22 protein-coding genes and 1 tRNA gene are annotated in these 23,140 nt (G+C 66.4%); 12 read left to right on the top strand and 11 right to left on the bottom strand.

Translation table 11 applies throughout. The features are described 5' to 3' along the window. Positions 1-51: 51 nt before the first annotated feature. From AAFL97_RS14765 to miaA, 3 genes are all read right to left on the bottom strand, one after another. Positions 52-273, bottom strand: a complete 222-nt coding sequence (locus AAFL97_RS14765) for a YdcH family protein (protein WP_341645567.1) — start codon at positions 271-273, stop codon at positions 52-54. 113 nt (positions 274-386) lie between these two features. Next, a complete protein-coding gene (locus AAFL97_RS14760) occupies positions 387-932 on the bottom strand; it encodes a DUF1415 domain-containing protein (RefSeq protein WP_341645566.1) in 546 nt (181 codons plus the stop codon). A gap of 28 nt (positions 933-960) precedes the next feature. After that, positions 961-1,926: a tRNA (adenosine(37)-N6)-dimethylallyltransferase MiaA gene (gene miaA, locus AAFL97_RS14755; protein ID WP_341645565.1), complete on the bottom strand. Its 966-nt coding sequence runs from the start codon at positions 1,924-1,926 to the stop codon at positions 961-963. A gap of 197 nt (positions 1,927-2,123) precedes the next feature. On the opposite strand from miaA, the gene AAFL97_RS14750 reads away from it, so the two are divergent. Further along, a complete protein-coding gene (locus tag AAFL97_RS14750; RefSeq protein WP_445954501.1) occupies positions 2,124-2,993 on the top strand; it encodes a DNA ligase in 870 nt (289 codons plus the stop codon). 474 nt (positions 2,994-3,467) lie between these two features. Beyond that, positions 3,468-4,736: an OprD family porin gene (locus tag AAFL97_RS14745; protein WP_341645563.1), complete on the top strand. Its 1,269-nt coding sequence runs from the start codon at positions 3,468-3,470 to the stop codon at positions 4,734-4,736. A 237-nt stretch (positions 4,737-4,973) separates the two neighbouring features. On the opposite strand, the gene mutL is transcribed toward AAFL97_RS14745, so the two are convergent. Next, positions 4,974-6,827, bottom strand: a complete 1,854-nt coding sequence (gene mutL / locus AAFL97_RS14740) for a DNA mismatch repair endonuclease MutL (RefSeq protein ID WP_341645562.1) — start codon at positions 6,825-6,827, stop codon at positions 4,974-4,976. A 121-nt stretch (positions 6,828-6,948) separates the two neighbouring features. Here mutL and AAFL97_RS14735 point away from each other — a divergent pair, with 121 nt between their 5' ends. The 5 genes from AAFL97_RS14735 to AAFL97_RS14715 are packed head-to-tail and all read left to right on the top strand — an operon-like array spanning position 6,949 to position 11,109. Continuing rightward, positions 6,949-7,698: a hypothetical protein gene (locus tag AAFL97_RS14735; RefSeq protein WP_341645561.1), complete on the top strand. Its 750-nt coding sequence runs from the start codon at positions 6,949-6,951 to the stop codon at positions 7,696-7,698. Between the two features lie 50 nt (positions 7,699-7,748). Next, positions 7,749-8,411 (top strand): phosphoribosylglycinamide formyltransferase, encoded by a 663-nt coding sequence (gene purN / locus AAFL97_RS14730; RefSeq protein WP_341645560.1) that lies wholly within the window; start codon positions 7,749-7,751, stop codon positions 8,409-8,411. Further along, positions 8,408-9,157, top strand: coding sequence for a DUF3108 domain-containing protein (locus AAFL97_RS14725; protein ID WP_341645559.1), 750 nt, complete (start codon positions 8,408-8,410; stop codon positions 9,155-9,157). The genes purN and AAFL97_RS14725 overlap by 4 nt, the downstream gene beginning before the upstream one ends. A 1-nt stretch (position 9,158) precedes the next feature. Beyond that, the gene (locus AAFL97_RS14720; RefSeq protein WP_341645558.1) at positions 9,159-10,523 is read left to right on the top strand and encodes an RsmB/NOP family class I SAM-dependent RNA methyltransferase; all 1,365 of its coding nucleotides are present in this window, start codon (positions 9,159-9,161) and stop codon (positions 10,521-10,523) included. After that, complete coding sequence (locus AAFL97_RS14715; RefSeq protein ID WP_341645557.1) at positions 10,516-11,109, top strand: phospholipase D family nuclease; 594 nt, start codon at positions 10,516-10,518, stop codon at positions 11,107-11,109. The genes AAFL97_RS14720 and AAFL97_RS14715 overlap by 8 nt, the downstream gene beginning before the upstream one ends. A gap of 13 nt (positions 11,110-11,122) precedes the next feature. Here AAFL97_RS14715 and queD read toward each other — a convergent pair whose 3' ends face one another. Further along, on the bottom strand, positions 11,123-11,566 hold the full coding sequence (gene queD / locus AAFL97_RS14710; protein ID WP_263459801.1) for a 6-carboxytetrahydropterin synthase QueD: 444 nt from the start codon (positions 11,564-11,566) through the stop codon (positions 11,123-11,125). A 196-nt stretch (positions 11,567-11,762) separates the two neighbouring features. Then, complete coding sequence (locus AAFL97_RS14705) at positions 11,763-12,056, bottom strand: helix-turn-helix domain-containing protein (protein ID WP_068634944.1); 294 nt, start codon at positions 12,054-12,056, stop codon at positions 11,763-11,765. Positions 12,057-12,315: 259 nt separating this feature from the next. Between AAFL97_RS14705 and AAFL97_RS14700 the strand changes: the two genes are divergently transcribed. Together AAFL97_RS14700 and AAFL97_RS14695 are read left to right on the top strand one after the other, a co-directional pair. Further along, positions 12,316-13,545 (top strand): aspartate kinase, encoded by a 1,230-nt coding sequence (locus AAFL97_RS14700; RefSeq protein ID WP_341645556.1) that lies wholly within the window; start codon positions 12,316-12,318, stop codon positions 13,543-13,545. A gap of 62 nt (positions 13,546-13,607) precedes the next feature. Then, positions 13,608-13,700: transfer RNA gene (locus tag AAFL97_RS14695), tRNA-Ser, on the top strand. Between the two features lie 78 nt (positions 13,701-13,778). Here the strand turns inward: AAFL97_RS14695 and AAFL97_RS14690 are convergent. Continuing rightward, complete coding sequence (locus AAFL97_RS14690) at positions 13,779-14,522, bottom strand: flagellar brake protein (protein WP_341645555.1); 744 nt, start codon at positions 14,520-14,522, stop codon at positions 13,779-13,781. A 93-nt stretch (positions 14,523-14,615) separates the two neighbouring features. Here AAFL97_RS14690 and AAFL97_RS14685 point away from each other — a divergent pair, with 93 nt between their 5' ends. Both AAFL97_RS14685 and AAFL97_RS14680 read left to right on the top strand, forming a co-directional pair. Continuing rightward, entirely contained in the window at positions 14,616-15,482 is an 867-nt protein-coding gene (locus AAFL97_RS14685; RefSeq protein ID WP_341645554.1) for a putative RNA methyltransferase, read from the top strand. A gap of 107 nt (positions 15,483-15,589) precedes the next feature. Next, positions 15,590-16,273 (top strand): DUF3334 family protein, encoded by a 684-nt coding sequence (locus AAFL97_RS14680; RefSeq protein WP_341645553.1) that lies wholly within the window; start codon positions 15,590-15,592, stop codon positions 16,271-16,273. Between the two features lie 45 nt (positions 16,274-16,318). On the opposite strand, the gene AAFL97_RS14675 is transcribed toward AAFL97_RS14680, so the two are convergent. Further along, complete coding sequence (locus AAFL97_RS14675; RefSeq protein ID WP_341645552.1) at positions 16,319-18,649, bottom strand: autotransporter family protein; 2,331 nt, start codon at positions 18,647-18,649, stop codon at positions 16,319-16,321. On the opposite strand from AAFL97_RS14675, the gene AAFL97_RS14670 reads away from it, so the two are divergent. Further along, positions 18,620-19,189: a hypothetical protein gene (locus AAFL97_RS14670; protein WP_341645551.1), complete on the top strand. Its 570-nt coding sequence runs from the start codon at positions 18,620-18,622 to the stop codon at positions 19,187-19,189. The genes AAFL97_RS14675 and AAFL97_RS14670 overlap by 30 nt on opposite strands. A gap of 217 nt (positions 19,190-19,406) precedes the next feature. Here AAFL97_RS14670 and AAFL97_RS14665 read toward each other — a convergent pair whose 3' ends face one another. The 3 genes from AAFL97_RS14665 to AAFL97_RS14655 form a co-directional block, all read right to left on the bottom strand. Continuing rightward, positions 19,407-20,633 carry a hypothetical protein gene (locus AAFL97_RS14665; RefSeq protein WP_341645550.1) on the bottom strand — a complete coding sequence of 409 codons (1,227 nt, stop codon included), beginning with the start codon at positions 20,631-20,633 and terminating at the stop codon, positions 19,407-19,409. A gap of 246 nt (positions 20,634-20,879) precedes the next feature. Then, positions 20,880-22,265 carry a hypothetical protein gene (locus AAFL97_RS14660; protein ID WP_341645549.1) on the bottom strand — a complete coding sequence of 462 codons (1,386 nt, stop codon included), beginning with the start codon at positions 22,263-22,265 and terminating at the stop codon, positions 20,880-20,882. Next, a complete protein-coding gene (locus AAFL97_RS14655) occupies positions 22,262-23,140 on the bottom strand; it encodes an ABC transporter ATP-binding protein (RefSeq protein WP_341645548.1) in 879 nt (292 codons plus the stop codon). The genes AAFL97_RS14660 and AAFL97_RS14655 overlap by 4 nt, the downstream gene beginning before the upstream one ends.

The following is a 23,140-nucleotide window of genomic DNA, read 5'->3' as shown; positions in this document are numbered from 1 at the left end:
CTCCCTGGCGCGGCTGCGCACAGGGAGTGTATCGATTGTACTACTGGTCTGTCAGGCCGTGGATTCGGTCTTCTGCAGGATCGCGTACATCTGATCCTTCAGCAGCAGCTTCTGCTTCTTCAGGACCTCGACTTCTTCGTGTGTCGCATGTTCGATGTGCGACTCGATGTTCTTGATCTGCTGATCGAGCGCGTTGTGCTTGTCGAACAGGTTCAGGAAGTGACGGTCGGTGGTCTTCAACTGGGTGATCTGGTCGCGGTACTCAGGAAACATAGGCTCACTCCGGTGATCGAGGGAAAAGTAAACCGGATCCGTTGCCTGAACTCTACTCCTCGGCAGGCGGCCAGCCAAGCACTGTGGGCGGGCGGGCCGCCCGGTTCGGGCGTTCAGCCGAACAGATAGGGGAACAGCCGCTGCTTTTCCTCATTGCTCAGGGCTTCCATGCGCGCGATGTTGCGCGCCGGGATGCCGTCGACGTCGGGGTGGTGCTCGATCGCCTTCTCCAGGCTTTCCTCGCGGATGATGTGCAGCAGCGGCCAGGGCGAACGATTGGTCAGGTTGCCGGCGTCGTCGGCTTCGGTGTCGGCGAACTGGTATTGCGGGTGGAAGCTTGCCACCTGCAGCTCGCCTTCCCAGCCGAACTGCTCCACCCACAGGTCCACCGCGTCGAGGAAGTCGTTGTAGTCGCCGAAATCCTCGAGCATGTCCGGAATCGCCAGCAGCGTGGTTTCGAGTTCTTCCACCGGGGTGTCGGACAGGCGCTCGAGTTCGGCCTGCAAGTCGTTGAGCAGGGTTTCCTCGTCGGTGGCGTGGCTGATGGCGATGCGCACGCGCTTCTCGCGCCGCGGCCGGGCGGCGAAGGGACAGAGGTCGAGGCCGATGACGACTTCGTCGAGCCACTGGTTGATGTCGTCGATGATCTGCTGATCCATGGGGTTCTTCCGTGTGTGCAAAAGGTATTCAGGCGGCGATCAGTTGCAGCGCGGTGTAGAGGACGGCGTCGGCGAGGTCCGGACGCAGGCAGTCGAGCTCGACCAGGCCGGGCCAGGTCTCGCGGAACTGGCGCTGCCAGGTGAGCTGGCGCTTGGCGAGCTGGCGGGTGGCGGCGACGCCCTTGAAGCGCAACTCGTCGTAGCCGATGTCGCCGTCGAGGTATTCCCAGGCCTGGCGGTAGCCGACGCAGCGCATCGACGGCATCTCCGGGTTCAGCCGGTAGGTCCTGCGCAACCGGCGGACTTCATCGACGAAGCCGCCGTGCAGCATGGTATCGAAGCGTTCGGCGATGCGCGCGTGCAGCACGCCGCGGTCCGAGGGTGCGAGCGCCATCGTCAGCAGGCGGCAGGGCAGGGCCTCGTCCTCCTTGCGGGCATAGCTTTCGGCCAGCGGCCGGCCGGTGAGGCGGACGATCTCGAGCGCACGCTGGATGCGCTGGGCATCGCCGGGCTCCAGCCGCGCGGCGGCGGCGGGGTCGAGGCGGGCGAGTTCGGCGTGCAGCGCCGGCCAGCCATGCGCGGCGGCGGCTTCGTCGATGGCGCGGCGCAGTTCGGCATCCGCCGCCGGCAGGTCGGACAAGCCGTCGCGCAGTGCCTTGAAGTACAGCATGGTGCCGCCGGCCAGCAGCGGGATGCGGCCGCGCGCGCTGATCTCGCGCATCAGGCGGATGGCGTCGGCGCGAAAGCGTGCGGCGGAATAGCTTGCTTCCGGCGACACGATGTCGATCAGATGGTGGGGACAGACCGCACGCTCCTCGGCGCTGGGCTTGGCCGTGCCGATGTCCATGTCGCGGTACACCAGCGCGGAGTCGACGCTGACGATCTCGACCGGCAGGCGGCGGGCGATGGCGAGTGCACAGGCGGTCTTGCCGCTGGCAGTGGGGCCGAGCAGCAGCAGGGCGGGCGGGAGCGTGGAAGGCGGCGTGTCGGTCACGGGGAGAAGGGTCGGGGGGCGAGCAAAGCGGTCGGATGAGGTGGCCGATTGTGGCGCTCGGGCCGGCATCGGGCTGGGACGGATTATCCGCTGCTTGGCCGGCCCCGGGCAAAGCGATGGCAGGGGAGCCTGCGTTCTCGATCATTGCCGATGCCGATCGAATTATGATTACGGTATTTTAATAGCCTCTTTCCCCCATGCTCCGCAATGATCCGTTCCGCTGCAGGCGGCGCTTGCTGCGTACTCTTTGCCTGCTGCCCGCCTGGCTGCTGCCAGGGTGCTCGCTTGCCGCCGCGCCGGCGCTGATGCTGGCGGGCCGCTGGCATGACGGCCTGGACCCTTCGGCCTATTGGGTGAGCGAGAAGCTGGATGGTGTGCGGGCCTACTGGGACGGGCAAGGCTTGCGCTTTCGCAGCGGACGTCCGATTGCGGCGCCGGCGTGGTTTGTCGCCGGCTTGCCGGCGGTGCCGCTCGACGGCGAGCTGTGGCTCGGCCGGGGGCGCTTCGAGCAACTGTCGGGGCTGGTGCGGCGCGAGGTGGTGGCCGAGCAGGACTGGCGCCGGGTGCGTTACATGGTGTTCGACCTGCCGGGCCGGCCGGGACCGTTCGACGAACGCCTGCGAGCGCTGCAGGCACTGGTCGAGGCGGCCGGCATTGCGCACCTGCAGGCCGTGCCGCAGTTCCGCGTGGAAAACCGCTCGGCGCTGGCAGCCACGCTCGCCCGCGTCGTCGCCGCGGGAGGCGAGGGCCTGATGCTGCATCGTGCCGATGCCTGGTGGCAGGAGGGCCGCGGCGACGCGATCCTCAAGCTGACGCCTTTCCTCGATGCCGAAGCCCAGGTTGTCGCCCATCTGCCGGGCAAGGGCAAGCACAGCGGCGTGCTGGGCGCACTGGAAGTGGAGTCGGCCGAAGGGCGGCGTTTTCGTCTCGGCACGGGTTTCAGCGACGCCGAGCGACGCAATCCGCCCGCGATCGGCAGCGTGGTGACTTACCGCTATCGCGAACTGACTGCGCAGGGTGTACCGCGCTTTCCGGTGTTCCTGCGTGTCCGCGCGGATAGCCGCTGAGGCCGTGCATGCCGAATGCCTAACATGAGGGCATGAGGTGTGATAGCGCCCGACAAGATATTGCAAAAAAGTATAACTGATAGAGCTTATTCGCACTTTTGCAAAATTTATCGAAGGCTCAGAATCCGCGGCGATCTACGAAGCGTGCGGAACGTGTCGCCATGTCCCGCCGAAAAAAACGCCCTGAGGAGACATCACACGATGAAAGGAATTCGCGAACCGGCGCAGAGCCTTGCCACCGGTGCCATCTGTACGCCGGACACCATCCCGATGCCGCGCCTGCGCCCTTAGCTGCCGGCGCGCACGCCGTTCCTCCGCTCGATCGCACCGGAACCGCCGGAGACTGAGCCCCCTGTTTCTGGCCGTGTTGGCCAGTCCACCGCCCCGTCGGGGCAATCCTTGCCTTTCCGACATGCCGTCCCGCCAGCGGGCCAGCAGGGGAGGTTCGTTCAAAATTCTGGGAGTACAACAACAATGTCCGCACGCACAACCTTGTCGCTGGCCCTGCTCGGCGGCGCCGCACTGGCCGCCATCCTGCCTGCCGGCGCTTCGGCAGCCGGTTTCGTCGATGACGCCAGTGTCACGCTGAACCTGCGCAACTTCTACTTCAACCGCAACTTCCTCAACCACTCCGGGCCGATGGTGCAGGGCAAGGATCAGGGCCAGGCGGCCGAATGGACGCAGAGCTTCATTCTCGATGCACGTTCCGGCTTCACCGAAGGTCCGGTCGGCTTCGGGGTCGACGTGCTGGGGCTGTACTCCATCAAGCTCGACGGCGGCCGCGGCACCATCGGCAGCCAGCTGCTGCCGGTGCATGGCACCGGCAACGACCGTCACGCGCCCGACAACTTCGGCCGAGTGGCGGTTGCCGCCAAGGCGAAGCTGTCCAACACCGAACTCAAGATCGGTGAATGGGCCGCCGTCCTGCCGATGCTGCGCTCCGACGACGGCCGCTCGCTGCCGCAGACCTTCCGCGGCGCCCAGATCATCTCGAACGAAATCGAGGGCCTGACCCTCCACGGCGGCCAGTTCCGCGGCAACAGCCAGCGCAATGACGGAAGCATGGAAGACATGTCGTTCAACGGCGTGGAATCGGACCGCTTCAACTTCCTCGGCGGCGAGTTCCGCTTCAACGACAAGCGCACCATGGTGGGCCTGTGGCGTGCCGAGCTGAAGGACGTCTACCAGCAGAACTACCTGCAGCTGACCCACAGCCAGCCGGTGGGCGACTGGGTTCTGGGTGCCAACCTGGGCTACTTCGACGGCAAGGACGAAGGCTCGGCCAAAGCGGGCAAGCTGGACAACAAGGTCTACCAGGCCATGCTCTCGGCCAAGCTGCACAACAACGTCTTCTATGTGGGTTACCAGAAGCTCGACGGCGACACCAAGTTCCTGCGCATCGACGGCGCCAGCGGCGGTTCGCTGGTGAACGACGGCTACACCAACAGCTACGACAATCCCAACGAGCGTTCCTGGCAGCTGCGCCACGACTACAACTTCGCCGGCCTGGGCATCCCGGGCCTGACGATGATGAACCGCTACGTCTCCGGCGACAGCATCCATGCCGGCGGCCGCAAGGACGCCGAGGAATGGGGGCGCGAGTCCGAACTGGCCTATACCTTCCAGGAAGGCCGCCTGAAGAACCTCACCATCCGCTGGCGCAATTCCAACGTGCGCCGCGACGTGGGTGCCGACCTGAACGAGAACCGCATCATCGTCAGCTATCCGCTGTCGCTGCTGTAACCAGGGCGCCTGCACGGCGCCGTGATACGCGGCAAAGACCCGGGCCCGTCCTTGCGACGGGCTTTTTTTCGTGTGCCGGTGGGGGGCGGCCGCGCCCGTCAGCCTGCTTCAGGGTGGCGCTGCCGCATTATTAGGCAGCACCGCCGGAGACCGTGGCATCAGGTAGTTGCGGCACTTATCCACAGCTTGTCCAGACGCCTGTTCACGATGGCTGGGGAAAAGTCGGGCCTGGCGACCTCACTGGCCGCGCATGAAGAAGCGGTCGAGATCGGCCATCGTCAACTGCGTCCAGGTGGGCCGGCCGTGGTTGCACTGGTCGGCGCGTTCGGTGGCCTCCATGTCGCGCAGCAGCGCGTTCATCTCGGGGATGGTCAGTTGGCGGTTGGCGCGCACCGCGCCGTGGCAGGCCATGGTGGCGAGCAGCTCGTTGCGGCGTGCGGTGACGACGTCGGAAGCGGGGAATTCGCGCAGCTCTTCGAGCAGATTGCGCATCAGCTCCGCCACCGGCGCATTGGCGAGCAGGGCCGGCACGCTGCGCACCGCCAGTTCCTGCGGACCGGCGGCGCCGACGTCGAAGCCCATTGCGGCGAGGACCTCGCTGCATTCCTCGGCGGCGGCCATGTCCTTGGCGCCGACCGAGAACACCGCGGGAATCAGCAGGCGCTGTACCGAAGGGCGGCCGTCGAGCACGGTCTTGAGCTTCTCGTAGAGGATGCGTTCGTGCGCGGCATGCATGTCCACCAATACCAGGCCGGCGCGGTTCTGCGCCAGGATATAGACGCCGTGCAGCTGTGCCAGGGCGAAGCCGAGCGGCGGCGCGCCGTCGCTGTCGTCCGGAAGGGATCGCGGAGCCGTCGGCATGCCGGCAGATGGCGCGCCGCCGGCGGGTGGGCGAGCGCTGGCGGCGAAGTCGAGATAGGCACGGCTGGCCGAATCCATCGCCAGCTGCCCCTGCCTGGGCATGGCTGGAGGCGTGGACGAAGGCCAGGGGCGGGCACTGTCGTGGCCGGACGAGGCGGCATCCGCCGAGGTGTAGCGCAAGGTGTTGGCGGCGCCGCCGAAGCCCGTGCCCGGCGCGGACGGCACGGCCGCCTGCGTATCGATCCTTCCCGCACCGGATTCGGCCAGCACGCGCTTGAGCGCGTGGTAGACGAACTGGTGCACCGCGCGCGATTCACGGAAGCGCACTTCGATCTTGGCCGGATGCACGTTGACGTCCACGCCGGCCGGGTCCAGTTCCAGGAACAGCACGTAGGCCGGATGGCGGCTGCCGTGCAGGATGTCGGTGTAGGCCTCGCGCACCGCGTGCGTCAGCAGCTTGTCGCGGACGAAGCGGCCATTGACGAAGAAGAACTGCGCGTCGCGGCTGGCGCGCGAATAGGCCGGCAGCGAGGCGAAGCCGGTCAGGCGCAGCAGGCCGCCGTCGGCCGACACTTCGCGCGCGTGCTGCAGGAAGTCGTCGCCCATCAGCGCGCCGATGCGCACCGCCGGCGTGCCCGGCGGCAGGCGATGGACGACGCGGCCGTTGTGCGACAACTGCATGCCGACGTCCGGCCGCGCCAGCGCGACGCGGCGGAACATGTCGTCGCAGTGGGCGTACTCGGTGCCTTCGGTCTTCAGGAACTTGCGCCGTGCCGGGGTGTTGTAATACAGGTCGGCGACGTCCACCACCGTGCCCTGGTTGAGTGCGGCGGGTGCCAGGCTGCGGTCGCCGCCGTCGATGCGCCAGGCATGGCCGGCGCCGGTGGCCCGGCTGGTGATCGAGGTGCGCGCCACCGCGGCGATGGCGGCCAGCGCCTCGCCGCGAAAGCCCATGGTGCCGACCTGCTCGAGGTCGTCGAGGGTGGCGATCTTGCTGGTGGCGTGGCGCTCCAGCGCCAGTGCGAGGTCGTCGCGGTCGATGCCGCAGCCGTCGTCGGCAACACGGATGCGGCGCACGCCGCCTTGCTCCAGTTGCACTTCGATCGCGCGTGCGCCGGCATCGACGGCATTTTCCAGCACTTCCTTCAGCACCGAGGCCGGCCGTTCGACGACCTCGCCGGCGGCGATCTGGTTGACCAGCAGGTCGGACAGGCGGTGGATGACGGACATGGCCGGGCCCGGTTGGATGGGGAAGGGCGCAATTATACGGCGTGGCCCGATGCCGCTGCGGGCGGTGGCGGGCCGTGCTTCCGGTATGATGCCGGGCCTGGATCCCGGGGACATGACGCGCATGAGCAAGCCCCCGCCAGCCCCGAAGGCCGATCGCCAGGCATCGCGTCGGCGCATGGCGCTGGCCGTGGTGCTCGGGCTGGCGCTGGCCGGCTGTTCGACGCCGGGTACCGCGCCCGGCGCGGCGAGGGAGCGCGGCTTCTACCCGGGCCAGTTGTTCAAGACCGATCTCAACCGCGTCGCCGAAGCGCACCAGCAGCAGATCTTCGCCAGCCTGCGCCGCCTCGCCGACAAGCTGTACAAGCGCAATCCGCGCGAATGGCGCAAGTCCGACGCGGCGAGTGCCGAGGCGGCCATTTCGCGCATCTTCGACGAGCGCCACCGCTGGCGCTTCGCCTCGCTCGGCAACCGGCGCGACCTGGCTGCGCTGCACGTCGCGCTGCACCCCGAATACCGCGGCGACCGGGTGCAGGCCCTGGTGGTGGGGCTGGCCAGCATGGTGCAGTCGGCCTTCGGCGACCGCGAAGGTTTCTACCTGCTGGATGATCTGGAGCCGCAGCACCTCTACAATGCGGCCCGTAACGTCGAGATCGCGGTGTGGAAGCTGGCGACCGCGCGTGACGGCAACGGCGGGTTGCTGCTGCTGTCGAACGACTTCGGCGACCCGCCCAACCTCAGCTTCGAGCGCGAGTTCGGCCGCATCATCGGCCTGCTCGACGCCTTGTCCGACGTGATCGAGGAAGAGACCGAACGCACGGTGACGCGCGTGGTCCAGAACCTGACCACGGCGGTCTTCCTGCCGGTGTATTGAGGCGCTGCCCCGGCGACTCGATCCGGCCCTCCCAACCCATCGTTTTCAAAATGAAGTCCATCGTCATTCTCGTTTCCGGCCGCGGCAGCAACATGCAGGCCATCGTCGATGCCGCCATTCCCGGTGCGCGCATCGCTGCGGTCGTCAGCAACCGCCCGGATGCGGGCGGCCTGGCGTTCGCCGCCGAACGCGGCATCGCCGCCGCCGTGGTGGATCACAAGGCCTACCCGGATCGCGCTGCGTTCGACGATGCGCTGGCCGGATGCATCGACCGCTTCGCGCCCGACCTGGTCGTGCTGGCCGGTTTCATGCGCGTGCTGACCGATGACTTCGTGCGCCGCTACGCAGGCCGCCTGATCAATATCCATCCTTCGCTGCTGCCGTCCTTCCCGGGCCTGCATACGCATCGGCGCGCGATCGAGACGGGCGTGCGCGTGCATGGCGCGACGGTGCATTTCGTCACGCCCACGCTGGACTGTGGCCCGATCGTCGTCCAGGCGGTGGTGCCGGTATTGCCCGGCGACGACGAAGCCAGCCTGTCGGCGCGCGTGCTGGTACAGGAGCACCGGATCTATCCGCAGGCGGTGCGCTGGTTCGTCGAGGGCCGGCTGGGCGTGGATGAGGCGGGGCGCGTGTCGCTGCGCGGCGCAGGGATCGAAGCCGAAAGCGGGTATGTCGTACCCGCCATCGAAGATGTGGGAGCCGAACGATGAACATGACGCGGCGTGAGGTGTTGCAGGCCCTGGCGGTGCTGACGGGGGGGGCTTTCCTGCCTTCGGGATGGGCAGCGGCCGCCGTGCCGGCCTCGGCCGGCAGCATCCGTTTCGACGTGCATTACGGCTCGCAGGGCTTCAAGGTCGGTGAAGCGCTGCACGAATGGAAAATCGAACGGGATCGTTACGCACTGCGCCTGAATCTCGCCGCGAGCGGCCTGGCGGGTTTGTTCGGCCTGCAGTACGAGCAGCGCAGCGAGGGCAGGGTCGGGCCGGAAGGGATGTTGCCGGACGAGTTCGTCGTCGATCAGCGTGGGCGCAAGCTCGACAGCGCCCACTTCGACTGGGCGGCAGCCCGCGTCAGCCTGCGGCGCGACGGCAAGGAGCGTCGCCATGGCACGATCGGCGCGGGCGACCAGGATCTGCTCAGCCTGTGGCACCAGGCGCGACGCCATGCGCGGGCGGACAAGCCGGTCGCCCTGAACGTGATCACCGGCAAGAGCATCAAGCAGGCGAAGCTGGAGCCGATGGGGCCGGAGAAGTTGAAACTGCCGGCCGGCGAACTGGAAACCTTGAAGATGCGGGCGACGGCCGAAGGCGGCGAGCTCGACATCGACATCTGGCTGTCCGTCCGGCATGAGCTGCTGCCGGTCCGCATCCGCATCACCGACGACGATGGCGGGGTGCTGGATCAGCGTGCCGCGGCGATCGAAGTCGGCGCATCTGCAAACACCAAGAAGAACTGACATGAACAAGAGCAACGACAAGAGCAGGAACAAGACCCGCGGCGTAGCCGGCGGCGCAGCCAAAAAGGCTGCGGTGAAAAGTGCCCCGGCAGCAGCCGAAGGCGCCGTTTCGCGCGCGCTGTTCATCCAGACCACGCAGGTTCTCGGTGCCGTGCTGGCGTTCGAGTTTCCGGCCGACGCGGTGCTGTCGCGCCATTTCCGCGACAACCGCGAACTGGGCCACCGCGACCGCGGCTTCATCGCCGAAACGGTCTACGGCGTGCTGCGCCGGCTGCGCTGGCTGCGCCGGCTGGCGGGCGACAAGGCGACGCCGCGCGAACTGCTGCTGGCCTGGTTCGCCCGCGGCGAAGGCTGGCCGATGCGCAATTTCGAAGGCCTCGCCTCGGCCACCGAGCGCGACTGGGTGGCGGCGGTGAAGGCGGCGGAGCTGGGTGAAGCCAGCCTGGCCGAGCGCGCCGACCTGCCCGACTGGCTGGCCGAACGCCTGCTGCGCAGCTTCGACGAGGCCGGCGTGCTGGCGCTGGCGCAAGGCCTGAACCGGCCGGCGCCGCTCGACCTGCGCGCCAACCTGCTGAAGCTCGATCGCGACAGCCTGCTCGCACGCCTGCGCGAGGACGGCATCGCCGCCGAGCCGGGCAGCCTGTCGCCGCAGGCGGTGCGCTTGTCGGGCAAGCCGGCGCTGCAGAAGCATCCGCTGTTCCTGGACGGCAGCTTCGAGGTGCAGGACGAGGGCAGCCAGTTGCTCGGCCTGCTGGTGCAGCCCCGGCGCGGCGAGCTGGTGGTCGATTTCTGCGCCGGCGCGGGCGGCAAGACGCTGCAGCTCGGTGCAATGATGCGTTCGACCGGGCGGCTGTATGCCTTCGACGTGTCGGAAAAACGCCTCGCCAAGCTCAAGCCGCGCATGGCGCGCGCCGGCCTGTCGAACGTGCATCCGATGCTGATCGCGCACGAGAACGACGCCAAGCTCAAGCGCATGGCCGGCAAGGCCGACCGCGTGCTGGTCGATGCGCCTTGTACCGGCCTGGGCACGCTGCGCCGCAACCCCGACCTGAAGTGGCGCCAGTCGCCGGCCGCGGTGGATGAAATGGTGGCCAAGCAGGGCGCGATCCTGGCTGCGGCGGCACGCCTGGTGCGTCCGGGCGGGCGGCTGGTCTATGCGACCTGCAGCCTGCTGGCCGAGGAGAACGACGCAGTGGTCGATGCCTTCCTGGCGGCACATCCGCAGTTCCGCCCGGTGGCGGCGCAGGAGGTATTGGACAAGCAGGGCGTGAAAATGGAAACCGGCGAGCGCCTGCGCCTGCTGCCGCATGTGCACGATACCGACGGCTTCTTCGCCGCGGTGATGGAGCGGGTGGCGGATGCCTGAAGCCGGCAGGCCGGGTTTGCCGGCCAGGTTGCTGCCGGCGGTGGCGATGGCTTTGGTGATGGTACTGCCGCCGCCGGCATCGGCGTCGCAGCGCTTTGCCGCCAAGGGGGAGGTCGAGCTCGCCTTCACGCCGCGCGATGATGCCGAATCGCTGCTGGTCGGCGTCATCGAGCGCGCGCGCCACAGCCTGCACGTGCAGGCCTATGCCTTCACCAGCAAGCGGATCGCCAACGCGATGGTGGCGGCCCACCGGCGCGGCGTGAAGGTGCAGGTGCTGGCCGATGCCCACATGAACCGCAATCCCAAGGGCAATGCCTTGCCGATCCTGCTGGCGGGTGGGGTGCCGGTGGCGGTCGAGACCGAGTACAACGCCGCGCACAACAAGGTGCTGATCGCCGATGCCGACGGTCCGGGTTGCGCGGTGCTTACAGGCTCCTACAATTTCACCTGGTCGGCGCAGAACCGCAACGCGGAAAACGTCATCGTGCTGCGCGGCCATTGCGAGCTGGCGCAGGCCTATCGAGACAACTGGCTGGCGCATCGCCGCAAGGCGATGGTGATCACCGCGCTGCCGTTCAAGCGCTGAACGGCAAGGGGGCTCAACTGCGGACGGCGTCGGCCCAGCAGTTGGGGGTTTCGTACAGGCGTACGCGTTCGAGCCGCAGATGGTTGCCGTAGGTGTCGCGGTAGGCCGGGTCGAGGATGCGGAACGCTTCGGCGGCGAGGTTCTCCGCCGTCGGCACGACGTCGAGCACGACGGTCTTGTGGCCGGGAATGGCGTCGAGCATGGTGACGACCTGGGTGTCGCCCCGATAGACCAGGAAGGCATGATCCCAGCGCGACACGACGAGGTCGTTGGCGATGCGCTTGACGTCGGCGAAATCCATCACCATGCCGTTGACCGGCAGGCCATCGGCCTTGATGACTTCGCCGGAAAGGGTCACTTCCAGTGCGTAGCGATGGCCGTGAAGGTGACGGCACTGGCTGGCATGGTCGGGAATCCTGTGTCCGGCATCGAATTCGAGACGGCGGGTGATGCGCATGGCTGACCTCATTCAAACGGGCGCGGATTATAGCATCAGCGATATGCAGCCCTTGCTGTGGCAATATCCGCAAGTGATTGAGTCGAGGCCGCTTTTCCGGGGCGCCCGGGCTTTCCCTGGCTGGATGTGGGCGGGCGGCGCACATAAAAAAAGGCTGACGGTTCGCGTCAGCCTTCGATGCTGCGTCGCACGGCGCTCAGCGCTCTTTCTTCTTTGCGCGTGCTTCCTTCTTCAGGGTCTTGTACAGCTCGGGGTTGGTGGCCTTCAGGTACTCGGCCACTTCCACGTCGTCCTTCTTGACCTTGTTGATGTCGATCTGCTCGACGTGGACCAGGCGCAGCAGCGCCTGAACGGGGCGGGGAATGTTGCGGCCGCTCTCGTAGCGGGAGCCGCCGCTCTGGGTGACGCCGATCTTGGACCAGAACTGGGACTGGTTCAGGCCCAGCTTGCGACGGATTTCACGGACGTCGATATTGTCACTGGATTTCATCTCTATTTCCTTGGTTGAGTGCACTTGTCATGGATTTACCATGACAGCGCTAGCGCGATTGTAGGCCGGTTTATGACTTAAGTAATACTACGAGAAAAAGTATAGATCACTATCCCGTGCAAATACAATGATAAATTTCACGTTTTTATCATTAAGTGCGTAGGGGGTGTGTTTGGCGGTTTGAGCGTGTGATGTCCTGCAAAGTTTTCCACGTTTCGCTAGAATCATCCGCTTTATCCACAGGTACTTGGATACGACGATGGCACTGATAGTTCAGAAGTACGGCGGCACCTCGGTAGGCAGCCCCGAGCGCATCAAGAACGTCGCCCGCAAGGTGGCGAAGTTCCGTTCGCAGGGGCATCAGGTGGTTGTCGTGGTGTCGGCGATGAGCGGCGAGACCAATCGCCTGATCGCTCTCACCAAGGAAGTTGCGTCGAACCCCGCACCGCGCGAGCTCGATGTGGTCGTATCCACCGGCGAGCAGGTCACGATCGGCCTGCTGTGCATGGCGCTGGAGGACATCGGCGTGCCGGCGAAGAGCTATACCGGCGGCCAGGTCAGGATCCTGACCGATTCGCTGCACACCAAGGCGCGCATCCTGAACATCGACGAGGCACCGGTGCGCAAGGATCTGGACGACGGCCGGGTCGTCGTCGTCGCCGGCTTCCAGGGCGTGGATGAGCACGGTGCCATCACCACGCTCGGCCGCGGCGGTTCGGACACCACTGCGGTGGCGCTGGCCGCGGCGCTGAAGGCCGACGAGTGCCAGATCTACACCGACGTCGATGGGGTCTACACCACCGATCCGCGCATCGTCCCCGAAGCCCGCAAGCTCGACACCATCACCTTCGAGGAAATGCTGGAAATGGCCAGCCTCGGCTCCAAGGTCCTGCAGATCCGCTCGGTCGAATTCGCCGGCAAGTACAAGGTCAAGCTGCGTGTCCTCTCCAGTTTCGAAGATCGCGAAGGCGAGGGCACGCTCATCACCGTTGAGGAAGACAAGAACATGGAACAGCCCATCATCTCCGGCATCGCCTTCTCGCGCGACGAGGCCAAGCTCATCGTGGTCGGCGCGCCCGACAAGCCGGGCATCGCCTACCAGATCCTGGGGCCGATCGCCGACGCCAACATCGATGTCGACATGATCATCCAGAACGTCAGCCACGACGGCACCACCGACTTCTCGTTCACGGTGGCGCGCGGCGACCTGGACAAGGCGGTCAAGGTGCTCGACAGTGTCAAGACCCACATCGGCGCCCGCGCGATCGAGACCGACAACACCATGTGCAAGGTTTCCATCGTCGGTGTCGGCATGCGTTCCCACCCGGGCGTGGCCTCGCAGATGTTCCGCACGCTGGCCGAGGAAGGCATCAACATCCAGATGATCTCGACTTCGGAAATCAAGATTTCGGTCGCGATCGAAGACAAGTACCTGGAGCTCGCCGTGCGCGCGCTGCACAAGGCTTTCGGCCTCGATACGGCGGCCTGATAAAGCTAGTGAATAGCGTTTGACCGGGAGGCACGAACTCGCTATGATCGCGCCTTCCTGATGGAGACGTGGCCGAGAGGTCGAAGGCACTCCCCTGCTAAGGGAGCATACCGTCAAAAACGGTATCGAGGGTTCGAATCCCTCCGTCTCCGCCAGACAAGCACATGACCCGCTGATTCAGCGGGTTTTTGCTTTTCCGGCGGACGAATGCATCTTTGCGGCCGTGCGCCGCGTCAACATACCGAGTCCGGGTAGTCCACGATCTGCTGGTAGACGTATGCCTTGAGCAGCATTGCGTCGCTCGCGTCGAGGGCGGTGAACTTCAGGCCGTAGCTGTGGATGCCGCTGCCGTTCGCTTCCACGTGGTGGCTGACGATCATGCTGTCGGCTTCCAGCGTGATGCTGTTGCCGTGCAGCATCAGCACGGCGCTGAAGCGCAAGGGGAACTCGGGGTCGAGCAGGTGCTCGGTGCAAACCAGTGCGCCGAGGGCGCTGAGATTTTCGATCTGTGCGCGGATCGGCCCGGTCCGGCCCGGGACCTCCGAGTGCAGCTCGGCCTCGAGCTCGGTCCTGACGCGCTGGGACCGGCGCACGGGCCGGCCGAAGACGTTGTCGGGAAACGACAGATAGACATGATCGAAGGGTAGCCGGCTCACGCGCAGCACGGATGCCCGGAAAGCATAGGCGTTGGTTCCGGAGAAGCCGCGGACGAGCACGTTGTCATTTTCGACCAGCTCCAGCCGGCATCCGCCGATGGTCGGTGTGGTGACGATGATCGAGCGATCCTTCAGGTAACCCACCAGCTTGACGTAGGTTTTCTGCGATTTCAGCGGCATGCCCCAGTCGAGCTGCAGCGAATCCCCGATCGACGGGCGCATGTCGACGAGGTCGCTCCGGTCGGCATGGGCGGCTGTGCGGGGTGTCTGATTTCGAGCCGACTTCTCTGCGATGTCGGATGAGGCCGTTACGGTGTTCATGGCGCGTCCTGCGTGGATCCTGTTCGATTGTACGGTGTCCGCGGATGCCTGGCAGCTTGTGTTTGCGTCTGGCCTGCTGCACGCTTCGCGCCCATGATCATTCCGTTCCAGAATCTGATTTGTCCATTGGATGCGGCGCCGCTGCGGCGTGACGGCCCGGCCTGGCGCTGCCCGGCCGGACATGGCTTCGACATCGCCCGCGAAGGCTATGTCAACCTGCTGCCGGTGCAGCAGAAGCGTTCGCGCGACCCCGGCGACAGCAAGGAAATGGTCGCGGCACGCAGACGCTTCCTGAATGCCGGCCATTACCAGCCGATTGCCGACGAAGTGAGCCGCAAGGTGCTGGCGGGGCTGCCGCCGCAAGGGCAGGCGAGCTGCCTCGACGCCGGCTGCGGCGAAGGCTACTACCTGCGCCGGCTCGGGGTTGCGGCTGCGGCCCGGGAGCTTGCCCCGGTCGGCGTGGATATTTCCAAATGGGCGGTGCAGGCGGCGGCGAAGCAGCAGCGCGAAGCGACCTGGCTGGTGGGCAGCAACGCCAGGCTGCCGCTGGCGGACGCCACGCTCGACTGCGTGCTGTGCATGTTCGGTTTTCCGGTATATGCGGAGTTCGCCCGGGTGCTGAAACCCGGCGGTCTGCTGCTGCAGGTCGATGCCGGCCCGGATCATCTGCGAGAGCTGCGCGAGATCATCTATCCGGCGCTGAAGCCCGAGCGCAAGGGCGAACCTTCGGTGCCGGCAGGATTCGATCTGGGGACATGTGACGGCCTGCGCTTCGCCCTGGAGCTGGAAGGCGCGGAGGCGATCGCCGATCTGCTGTTGATGACGCCCCACCTGTTCCGTGCCACGGCTGAGGGACGGGCCAGGGCGGCGGCCCTGGCTGCGCTGTCTCTGACCGTGGATGCCAGGGTGTCGGCACTGGTGCGCGACGGTAGGCCCGCCGTGTCCGGCCCCGCCGGGTGACGAGGGGTGATCCGTGCATGAATGCACACGGCTTATGAGATCGGCCTGCGCGGCGATCTCCGCCTGTGCTACAAAAGGCCATCGATCCCATCCGTTTCCCGAGCGCCATGAACAAGGCTGACCATCCCGTCGTATTCGGCACCGAAGACCTGCTGCTGGGCCTGTGCAATTCCGTAGCCTCGGTGCTCGGCAAGGCCACCCAGGGCGACATCCGCTTCTCCGGCATGGTGCAGAAGATCACCAAGACCTGCCTCAAGCCCGACATCGGCTGCTTCGTGCTGTTCGACGGCGGCTTCTCCGGGCTGGTGGTGATGAACTTCTCGGCGCAGGCGGCGATGGAGATCTACGAGCGCTACATGCTCAGCATGGGCATGGCCAGGTCCGAACTGGCGGTGGCCTACACGTCGGACGAAGTCAGCAACGTCATGGGCGAGCTGATGAACCAGATCGTCGGCAACTTCACCGGCAAGGTCGGGCGCGAACTGCAGATCGACATCACGCAGAACCAGCCCAAGATGCTGGTGCTCAACAAGCAGGTCATCCTCAGCGTCGATACCAAGCTGGATCAGCCCGAAGCGCGGCGCGTGACTTTCTATACCGCGCAGAACAACGTCTTCTACCTGGAACTGGCGGTCGATCACACCGAGTTCATCAAGCTCGTCGATTTCGAACCGAACGAGGCGCCGGATCCGGACGAACTGCTCGAGCAGAACCGCCGTCCGCCGGAAGCCGCGGTGCCGGCGGCTGATGCCGACGAGCATGATGCGCTGCTGAAGTCGCTCGGCATGTGAGCATGCCATCGGCGGCCGCGGCCGCCGATGGTGCCGATCGCGATGTCAGAAGCCGTAGTTGAGGCTGATGTTGGCGCCGATGCTGTCGCTGCCGCCCGAGGTGTCGGTGTAGTCGAGCCGCAGGTCGACGCGAGCCTGCCTGGACAGCTTCTGCCCATAGCCGATGCCGATGCGGAGCGCGTCGTCGCCGTTGAAACTGGCCCGGTAGCTGTCCAGCGACAGCTCGGGGCGCTCGATGGCGTGCAGCCAATCGACCTGCACGAAGCCCGATGCATCCCGAGCGCCGCCCGAGGGCAGCTCGACCGAAGTCCGCAGCCCCAGCCTCGAAGTCAGGCTGTGGCCATCGAGCGCGATCCGCGTGCCGCTGCGGTCGATGAAAGCGCCGCCATCGACCTCGCTCCAGATCAACTGCAGCTGGGGCTCCAGCCGGACCCGCCTGCTCTCGCTCCGCCAGATGTCGAAGGCATGGCCGGCTTCGAGCGAAACAGTCGTCGCGTCGATGTCGTAATGCTGCGTCGCGAAGCCGGTGCTGCGCACTTCGGCATCGTAGCGGCCCAGCATCAGCCAGCTATCCACATACCAGCCCTGCCGGGTGTCGCTGTGCTGCACCCAGGTTCCATAAACACCCAGGCCGTGACCGTCCATCCTGCCGTCGGCGGCAAAGCCGCTGAGGCCTGACTTGGCGTCGGCGTTCTGCCGGCCGTGGCCGGCCATCGCGCCGACGACGAATTCGCCTCTGCCGCCGCTGTTCCAGCGCAGGAGATCGGAACCGAAATGCAGGGTGTAGCGGTCGTGATCGGTGCCGAGCTGGCCGCGGTTGCTCTCGGTCGAACCATGCTGCCCGGCGATGCGCAGCCAGAGCGTCCTGCCGGCATCGGTGCTGCGGGCGGCGCCGAGGCGGTCGTGCCAGCCATGGTCGAACATGGCGGCGGCCGCGAGCGCATTGGCCTCGTAGGCGCCGACTTCGGCGCGGATGACCGCAGTGCCGGCATTGCCCGTGCCGCCTGATCCGCCGCCGCCCGGTTCGGTCGGGCTGGTGGGGTTGGTGGGTCCGGTCGGATCGGTGGGTTCCGTCGGCCCGCCCGGGACCGGCGGTGGTTCCGTCGCCACCTCGCTCGCCAGATACCACGAACCGTTGGCGTCCTGGTTCAGCAGGTACTCGTAGCCGCCCTTGACGACGCGTCCATCGAGCACGAACCTGCCGTCCGAGTTGCCATCCACCTGGATCAGGCGGTAGGACTCCAGCCCGGTCGGATCGGCCAGCGCCAGGTTCTCGACCCGGACCCGGTCGGCGCCATCGCCGCCGGCGATGGTGTCGCCCTCGATGACGACGAGGTCCGACCTGGTCATGCCGCCATCGGCGACGAGCCCGGTGCCGGTCAGCTCGGCGTCCATCAGCCACAGGCCGCCGCCGGTGGTGTAGTTGCCGTCGATGGTCAGCACGTCCCCGGCGAGGTCGTTGGACAGATCGATCGTGGAGCGGGTGTTCACGACCTTGCCGCGTATCGCGCTGCCGCTGGCCTGGTCCCAGGCCTCGGCGAGCAGGGTGAAATTCGCCGGAGTCGAATCGGTGTTGTGCGCGATCAGATGCGAGTCGGTCAGGTTCAGCGAGGTGAAATGCGTGGCGGTTCTCGAGCCGGCTTGCTTGAGCTGCCAGGTCGCGCCGTCATCCAGGTTCACCGTCAGGTTCGTCGCTTCGGCCCGGTGCATTGCGCTGCCCGGCACTTCCTCCCTGAAGCTCAGCCCCTGCATGTAGCCTTGCGACAGGTTCAGCGTCGCGTTGCTCTCACCGCCGTTGCGGCCGATGACGGCGATGAGGTAGGTGCCGGCAAGCAGCTTGCTGTCTCCTCCGCGCACATTCAACCGGTAGTCCTGCTGTTCGGGAGATACGTAAACCAGAGCGATCGAGTTCGTTTCGGCGATCAGGTTGTTGAAAGCAGTGATCGTCGCCGGATTGCCGACGCCCGGACTGCCCTCGACGGCGATCGCGGTGTTCGTGGTCCTGATCTCGGTGCGGGAAGTGTCGAAATTCGCATCGAGCACGGACCCCGGATGCTTGATGACGATCCCGTCTTCACCCGAGCGGGTCGTGTCCAGACGCATCGTGCCGGTGGAGTACAGCTTGCCCGGAGCGATGCCGTCCTCGCCGAGGCGGATCGCGCTGCCGGTGCCCGGCGACCACGAGAGGGCTGTGGTGGCGAGGGTGATGTCGCTGTTGTGCAGCCGAACTTCCGAATCTGGCCCCGAGACCTGGATGCCGACCAGTGGCGTGTTGCCGTTCACAGCCGAACTCATGTCGATGTTCAGAGTGTCGAACTTCGCCGTGCCGGTGGCGAAAATGCCGTGATGAGCCTGCATGGTCGGCAGGTTGCGCATCGTCAGATCGAGCGTGCCGATCTCGACCTGCGACTGGCTCAGGACCTCGACTCCTCGCTTGGAGACCGGATCTCCGATGGGAGCGGGATTGGCATCGGTGTTTTCGATGCTGAGCTCGATGCTGCGGCCCGCTGCGGAAAAGCCGGCGCCGGCAGCGCTGGTTCGGATGCCGGTGCTGCCCTTGACCGTCGTGGCGAGGTCACCGGAAATCGTCAGCGTGCTGCCTTCGACCGAGAAGCCGACGTCCTAGGTGTGCGTATTGCCGATTTCCGATCCGATCGAGGAAAGCTCACAACCGTTGGTATTCCTGGCAGCACTGAGCTCGACGGTCCCATTGGGACTGACCGTGCAAGGGGCCGCACTCGCCTCTCCGACGGAGAGCGCAGCCAGCACGAGCGTGGCCGCGAAGCCGCCAATGCTCGGGGCGATGCTTGCAACCCTGCCTTGCCATTTCACGAAGCGTCCGCCTCGCAAGAGCCGATGATCCGTCTGCTGCCGATTTTTCTCCGATCGTCTGTCCATGCAATTTCACCTGTCTGAATGAATACATCGTGTCCGCCCGACTTGCCGCCGGCATGTTACAAGATGCTTCAATTTATGCAAGTGAGATTGTCACGCAGCCCGGAGCCACGAAGCATCGTATGCATGACTGTCCACAGACCGATGCGGCGAACGGTCTTCGAACGGAGGAAGGGGGTGGCGAACGACCCGAATCGGCTGAAAGCGAGCCGAGCCGTGGCGCGGCGAAACACTCCGGCTAGCGCAGCCCGGACCTGCGCCGGGCAAGCGCGAACCGAGTCAGCGTCCACAGCAGGAAAAATATCCAGGCAAGGATCAGCCATGCGGGTGGCGCATGCGGATGAGCCAGCAGCCACCAATGGGTGGCGATGCCCAGAATCCCGAACGTGATGAGCCATGCATGGCCATGCTGTTGTCCATTCCACGCCAGCCAGGCCGAATACAGGCCCAGCAGCAGCGACAGCACGGCGAAGCTTGCCCACCACAGCCCCCACCACGGGTTCAGCGAATACGCCAGCTGCATGCTTGCGGGCAGGGCAATCGCCAGGAACAGCACGCGCTCCCGCAGGCACAGAAAAACCTGCCGCATCACCGCCTGCTCCAGATGCGGCCGCGGCGGCAGGCCGGGTGCAAGGAACAGCTCTGCCCGCTGGGCATGGAGCCGTTTGCGCAGGGCGCGCAAGGCCATTCCGGGCCTTTGCATGAGGAGGAACATGCTGCCCCAGCTGATGACGAACATGATCATGTTGCTGGACGGCGAGCTCGTCCTCTCCACGTCGCCGAAGTGCCCGTAGGCCAGCACGGCGGCGAGGATCGCCGCCAGGGTCAGTAAGACCAGCCATCGGCCGCGGCTGCCGTAGTGCTGATCGAGCGTCCGGAAGTCCTGCCCCAGGATGTCGACGAGCGGGGTTCGGCCGGCTGTCGCGCCGGCACGGGCAGTGCCTCCCTCCGGTCTCCGCCCGCCGGGCGTTGGCCCCGGCCAGCGCTCGACCGCACGGAGCTGCTGTGAAGTGTCTTCCAGCCAGACACCGAAGGGCGCCAGAAGGAGGTGACGCCGACGGGCGGCATGCCAGTGCCACGACAGTCCGGCCAGCAACAAGGCGGCGCAGCCGGCGCTGAAGTGCGCGGCCGGCCCGTCCAGCCCGTCCCAGCCCAGGATCAGCAGCAAGCCCGGCAGGAAAGCAAGCGGCAGCGGCAGGCTGAGCAGCAGCAGGCCGCTGGTGGAGCCCAGCCATAGCGCGGCGGCGAGGGCGGGGAGGCTGCTCGCGCCGCCGGCCTGTTCGGGTTGCCACAGCAGCATCACCAGCATCGGCAGGCCGACGCTCAGTGCCAGCAGCAGGCCGACGGCGTCGCGCAGCAGGCTGCCGATGCGCGGCAGGCGCAGCGCCAGCATGCGGTCGACCGCCAGGCACAGCTGCGTTCCCGCCCCTGCCGTGCATATCGCGGCGACGGCTGCCCAACTCATGGGCCACCAATGCGGCTTCCCGCTGTTCCCGGAATGGATCGAGACAAGCGCCATCAGGCTCAATGCCGATGCGAGCACGAGGAAGTACAGCACGCATCGCCAGGTTTCGGGGAACAAGGTCCGCAGGGCGTATCCATGCTTCCTTGCTGTGCTCCGTGGTACGCGCTCAGCCATTCCATCCATCTCCGTTCGTCCTCGTCATCGCACGTCGGCAGTGCGGCGGGGGCAGCAGGCTTCGGCTTCGTTTCATGCCCGGTGAGCTTGCCGGGCACCGATCCGACGCCGGACGATCAGAAAGCGCGCCAGCATCACTGCCAGAAGAATCGCCCAGCCCAAGGCGAGCAAGGTGAACAATTCGGGGAATGCGAATGGCGTCTGATGCACGAGCAGCCCGTGATTCGTACCGTAGGCCAGTCCGAACAGAGCCAGAGTCAACAGGATCTCCCATGACACGCCTTGTTTTTGTCCATGCCAGCTCAGCCAGGCCATGTACAGGCCGCCCAGCAGCGTCGATGCGGCAAAGCACAGCCACCACAGCGCCCACCACGGGCTCAGCGAGTAGCCCAGCTGCAGGGCGGCGGGCAGGATCAGAGCAAACAGCAGCACCCGTTCCCGCAGGCACAGGAAAACCTGCCGCATCACGGCGCCTTCCAGACGGGGTTGTGGCGGCAGACCGGGTGCGAGGAAGAGCTCCGCCCATTGGGCGTGTTGCTTGCTGCGCAGCTTGGCGAGTATTTGCTGAGGCTGGTCGATGACGACTGGGAGCGAGATCGCTAAAACCGACATCATGCCTGTCCCCCAATCCGGCATGTGCCAGCTGCGTCCGATGGCGAGCAAGCCAGCGGTGCCGGTGGCGGCGAGCAGCCAGATCAGCCTTTGGCCGCGACGGCCGCAGGCCTGCCGGGAAGTCTGGCACCAGCGTCCCAGTACGGCTGCCAGCAGATCCCGGCCGTATTGCACGGGTTCAGCCTGAGCGGAGGCTTCCTGTCTGCTCGGGCTGCCGATTTCCGGGCGGTCCGGCTGCAGCTGCAGTGATGGTCGTGGCGACCCGCCCGGCATCCAGGCGCCGAACGGAGCAAGCATGCGCGAACGCAGGCGAGACGAGTGCCAGCGCCACGACAGTCCGGCCAGCAGCAGCGCCGAGCAGCCGGCAGCAAGTTTGACGGCGGCTTCGTCGAAGCCGTGCCAGCCCAGGAACAGCACGAGCGCCGGCAGGAAGGCCAGCGGCGCCGGCAGGCTGAGGATCAGCACGCCGGTGGTGACGCCCAGCCACAGCGTGGTGACAGCCGCAATAGCGTGATCCGGCGCCGGCTGCCACAGCAGCACGACCAGCGCCGGTAGACCGATGCCCAGCGCCAGATGCACGCCAGCGGCATTGCGGAGCGTGGCATCGAGCTGCGGCAGGCGCAGCGGCAGCATGCAAGCGGCCGTCATGCACGTCTGCCGCCCCAGCAACGTCGACCACACGATGACGATGGCCACGAAAAGCCCCGACCATAGACGCTGCAGCTCGACGTTTCCGCCAGGCACACGAAGCAAAGGCGTCAGACTCAGGAAGAGCGCCAGAAACGCGGTGTAGAGCACGCACGCCCAGACGGGAGGGAATAGCTGCCGCAAGGCACGCACGTTCATGCGCTCAACTCCACGAACAGGTCTTCCAGTTGCAATGGGTTCAGGCGCGCTTCCGCCGGCCAGCGGCCGGCCTGTTCGTCGGCATCGCGCAGCACCAGGCTCCAGCCGCCTTCCTCCAGCGGCCGCCGCGACAGTTCTCCCGCCAGCGGCGCTTCGGGCAGGGGTGTGGATGCCGGCCACCACAGCCGCCGCAGGCCGTCCTTGATGTCGTCGAGGCCGGCGTGCAGGCGGATGCGTCCGCCGTGCAGCAGGGCGATGTGCGAAGCCACCCGCTCGAGGTCGGAGATGATGTGGGTGGAGAACACCACCGTGGTGCCGTCCTCCATCGCCAGATCGACGATCTCGCGCAGCAGGGTGCGGCGTGCCAGCGGGTCGAGCGCGGAGGCCGGCTCGTCCAGCACCAGCAGCGCGGGGCGCGGCGCCAGCGCACGGATGATTGCGACCTGCTGGCGCTCGCCCGGCGACAGCGTGGACAGGCGGCGGTCGCCGTACAGGTCCCAGGTATCGAGCAGGCGCGCGGCCAGTTGCGCATCCCAGCGCGGATAGAGCCCGGCGATGAGGCCCAGCATTTCGCCGATCGTCATCCAGTCGAAGCCGTCGGGCTGCTGCGGCACGTAGCCGAGGCGCATCTTGTCGGCGTCGTCCATGCGCTCGGGCGGCTTGCCGAAGACGAGGGCGGCGCCCCGGTCGGCGCGGCGCAGGCCGAGCAGGCATTCCAGCAGGCTGCTCTTGCCGGCGCCGTTGCGGCCGACCAGGCCGAGGATGCTGCCGGGCTCGACGGCGAGCGACACGCCATCCAGGATGCGGCGGCGGCCGTAGTCCTTGCCCAGCTCCTGCGCCTCGATCAGCGGCGTTTGCGGTGCGATCACATCCAT

The sequence above is a fragment of the Thauera sp. SDU_THAU2 genome (assembly GCF_038260575.1).
GTDB lineage: Bacteria > Pseudomonadota > Gammaproteobacteria > Burkholderiales > Rhodocyclaceae > Thauera.
Note: the sequence above shows the minus strand (reverse complement) of the source record. Positions and strands in the feature narration are given on the sequence as shown.

What these genes read in the sequence shown, in the direction of transcription:
- AAFL97_RS14735 (WP_341645561.1), top strand. Translation starts at nt 6,949, where the DNA reads ATGAGCAAGCCCCCGCCAGCCCCGAAGGCCGATCGCCAGGCATCGCGT.
- AAFL97_RS14725 (WP_341645559.1), top strand. Translation starts at nt 8,408, where the DNA reads ATGAACATGACGCGGCGTGAGGTGTTGCAGGCCCTGGCGGTGCTGACG.
- AAFL97_RS14685 (WP_341645554.1), top strand. Translation starts at nt 14,616, where the DNA reads ATGATCATTCCGTTCCAGAATCTGATTTGTCCATTGGATGCGGCGCCG.
- AAFL97_RS14680 (WP_341645553.1), top strand. Translation starts at nt 15,590, where the DNA reads ATGAACAAGGCTGACCATCCCGTCGTATTCGGCACCGAAGACCTGCTG.
- AAFL97_RS14765 (WP_341645567.1), bottom strand. Translation starts at nt 273, where the DNA reads ATGTTTCCTGAGTACCGCGACCAGATCACCCAGTTGAAGACCACCGAC.
- AAFL97_RS14670 (WP_341645551.1), top strand. Translation starts at nt 18,620, where the DNA reads ATGAGCCTGCATGGTCGGCAGGTTGCGCATCGTCAGATCGAGCGTGCC.
- AAFL97_RS14690 (WP_341645555.1), bottom strand. Translation starts at nt 14,522, where the DNA reads ATGAACACCGTAACGGCCTCATCCGACATCGCAGAGAAGTCGGCTCGA.
- AAFL97_RS14660 (WP_341645549.1), bottom strand. Translation starts at nt 22,265, where the DNA reads ATGAACGTGCGTGCCTTGCGGCAGCTATTCCCTCCCGTCTGGGCGTGC.
- purN (WP_341645560.1), top strand. Translation starts at nt 7,749, where the DNA reads ATGAAGTCCATCGTCATTCTCGTTTCCGGCCGCGGCAGCAACATGCAG.
- queD (WP_263459801.1), bottom strand. Translation starts at nt 11,566, where the DNA reads ATGCGCATCACCCGCCGTCTCGAATTCGATGCCGGACACAGGATTCCC.
- AAFL97_RS14715 (WP_341645557.1), top strand. Translation starts at nt 10,516, where the DNA reads ATGCCTGAAGCCGGCAGGCCGGGTTTGCCGGCCAGGTTGCTGCCGGCG.
- AAFL97_RS14760 (WP_341645566.1), bottom strand. Translation starts at nt 932, where the DNA reads ATGGATCAGCAGATCATCGACGACATCAACCAGTGGCTCGACGAAGTC.
- AAFL97_RS14750 (WP_445954501.1), top strand. Translation starts at nt 2,124, where the DNA reads ATGCTCCGCAATGATCCGTTCCGCTGCAGGCGGCGCTTGCTGCGTACT.
- AAFL97_RS14705 (WP_068634944.1), bottom strand. Translation starts at nt 12,056, where the DNA reads ATGAAATCCAGTGACAATATCGACGTCCGTGAAATCCGTCGCAAGCTG.
- AAFL97_RS14675 (WP_341645552.1), bottom strand. Translation starts at nt 18,649, where the DNA reads ATGCGCAACCTGCCGACCATGCAGGCTCATCACGGCATTTTCGCCACC.
- AAFL97_RS14665 (WP_341645550.1), bottom strand. Translation starts at nt 20,633, where the DNA reads ATGAGTTGGGCAGCCGTCGCCGCGATATGCACGGCAGGGGCGGGAACG.
- AAFL97_RS14720 (WP_341645558.1), top strand. Translation starts at nt 9,159, where the DNA reads ATGAACAAGAGCAACGACAAGAGCAGGAACAAGACCCGCGGCGTAGCC.
- AAFL97_RS14700 (WP_341645556.1), top strand. Translation starts at nt 12,316, where the DNA reads ATGGCACTGATAGTTCAGAAGTACGGCGGCACCTCGGTAGGCAGCCCC.
- mutL (WP_341645562.1), bottom strand. Translation starts at nt 6,827, where the DNA reads ATGTCCGTCATCCACCGCCTGTCCGACCTGCTGGTCAACCAGATCGCC.
- AAFL97_RS14655 (WP_341645548.1), bottom strand. Translation starts at nt 23,140, where the DNA reads ATGGATGTGATCGCACCGCAAACGCCGCTGATCGAGGCGCAGGAGCTG.
- AAFL97_RS14745 (WP_341645563.1), top strand. Translation starts at nt 3,468, where the DNA reads ATGTCCGCACGCACAACCTTGTCGCTGGCCCTGCTCGGCGGCGCCGCA.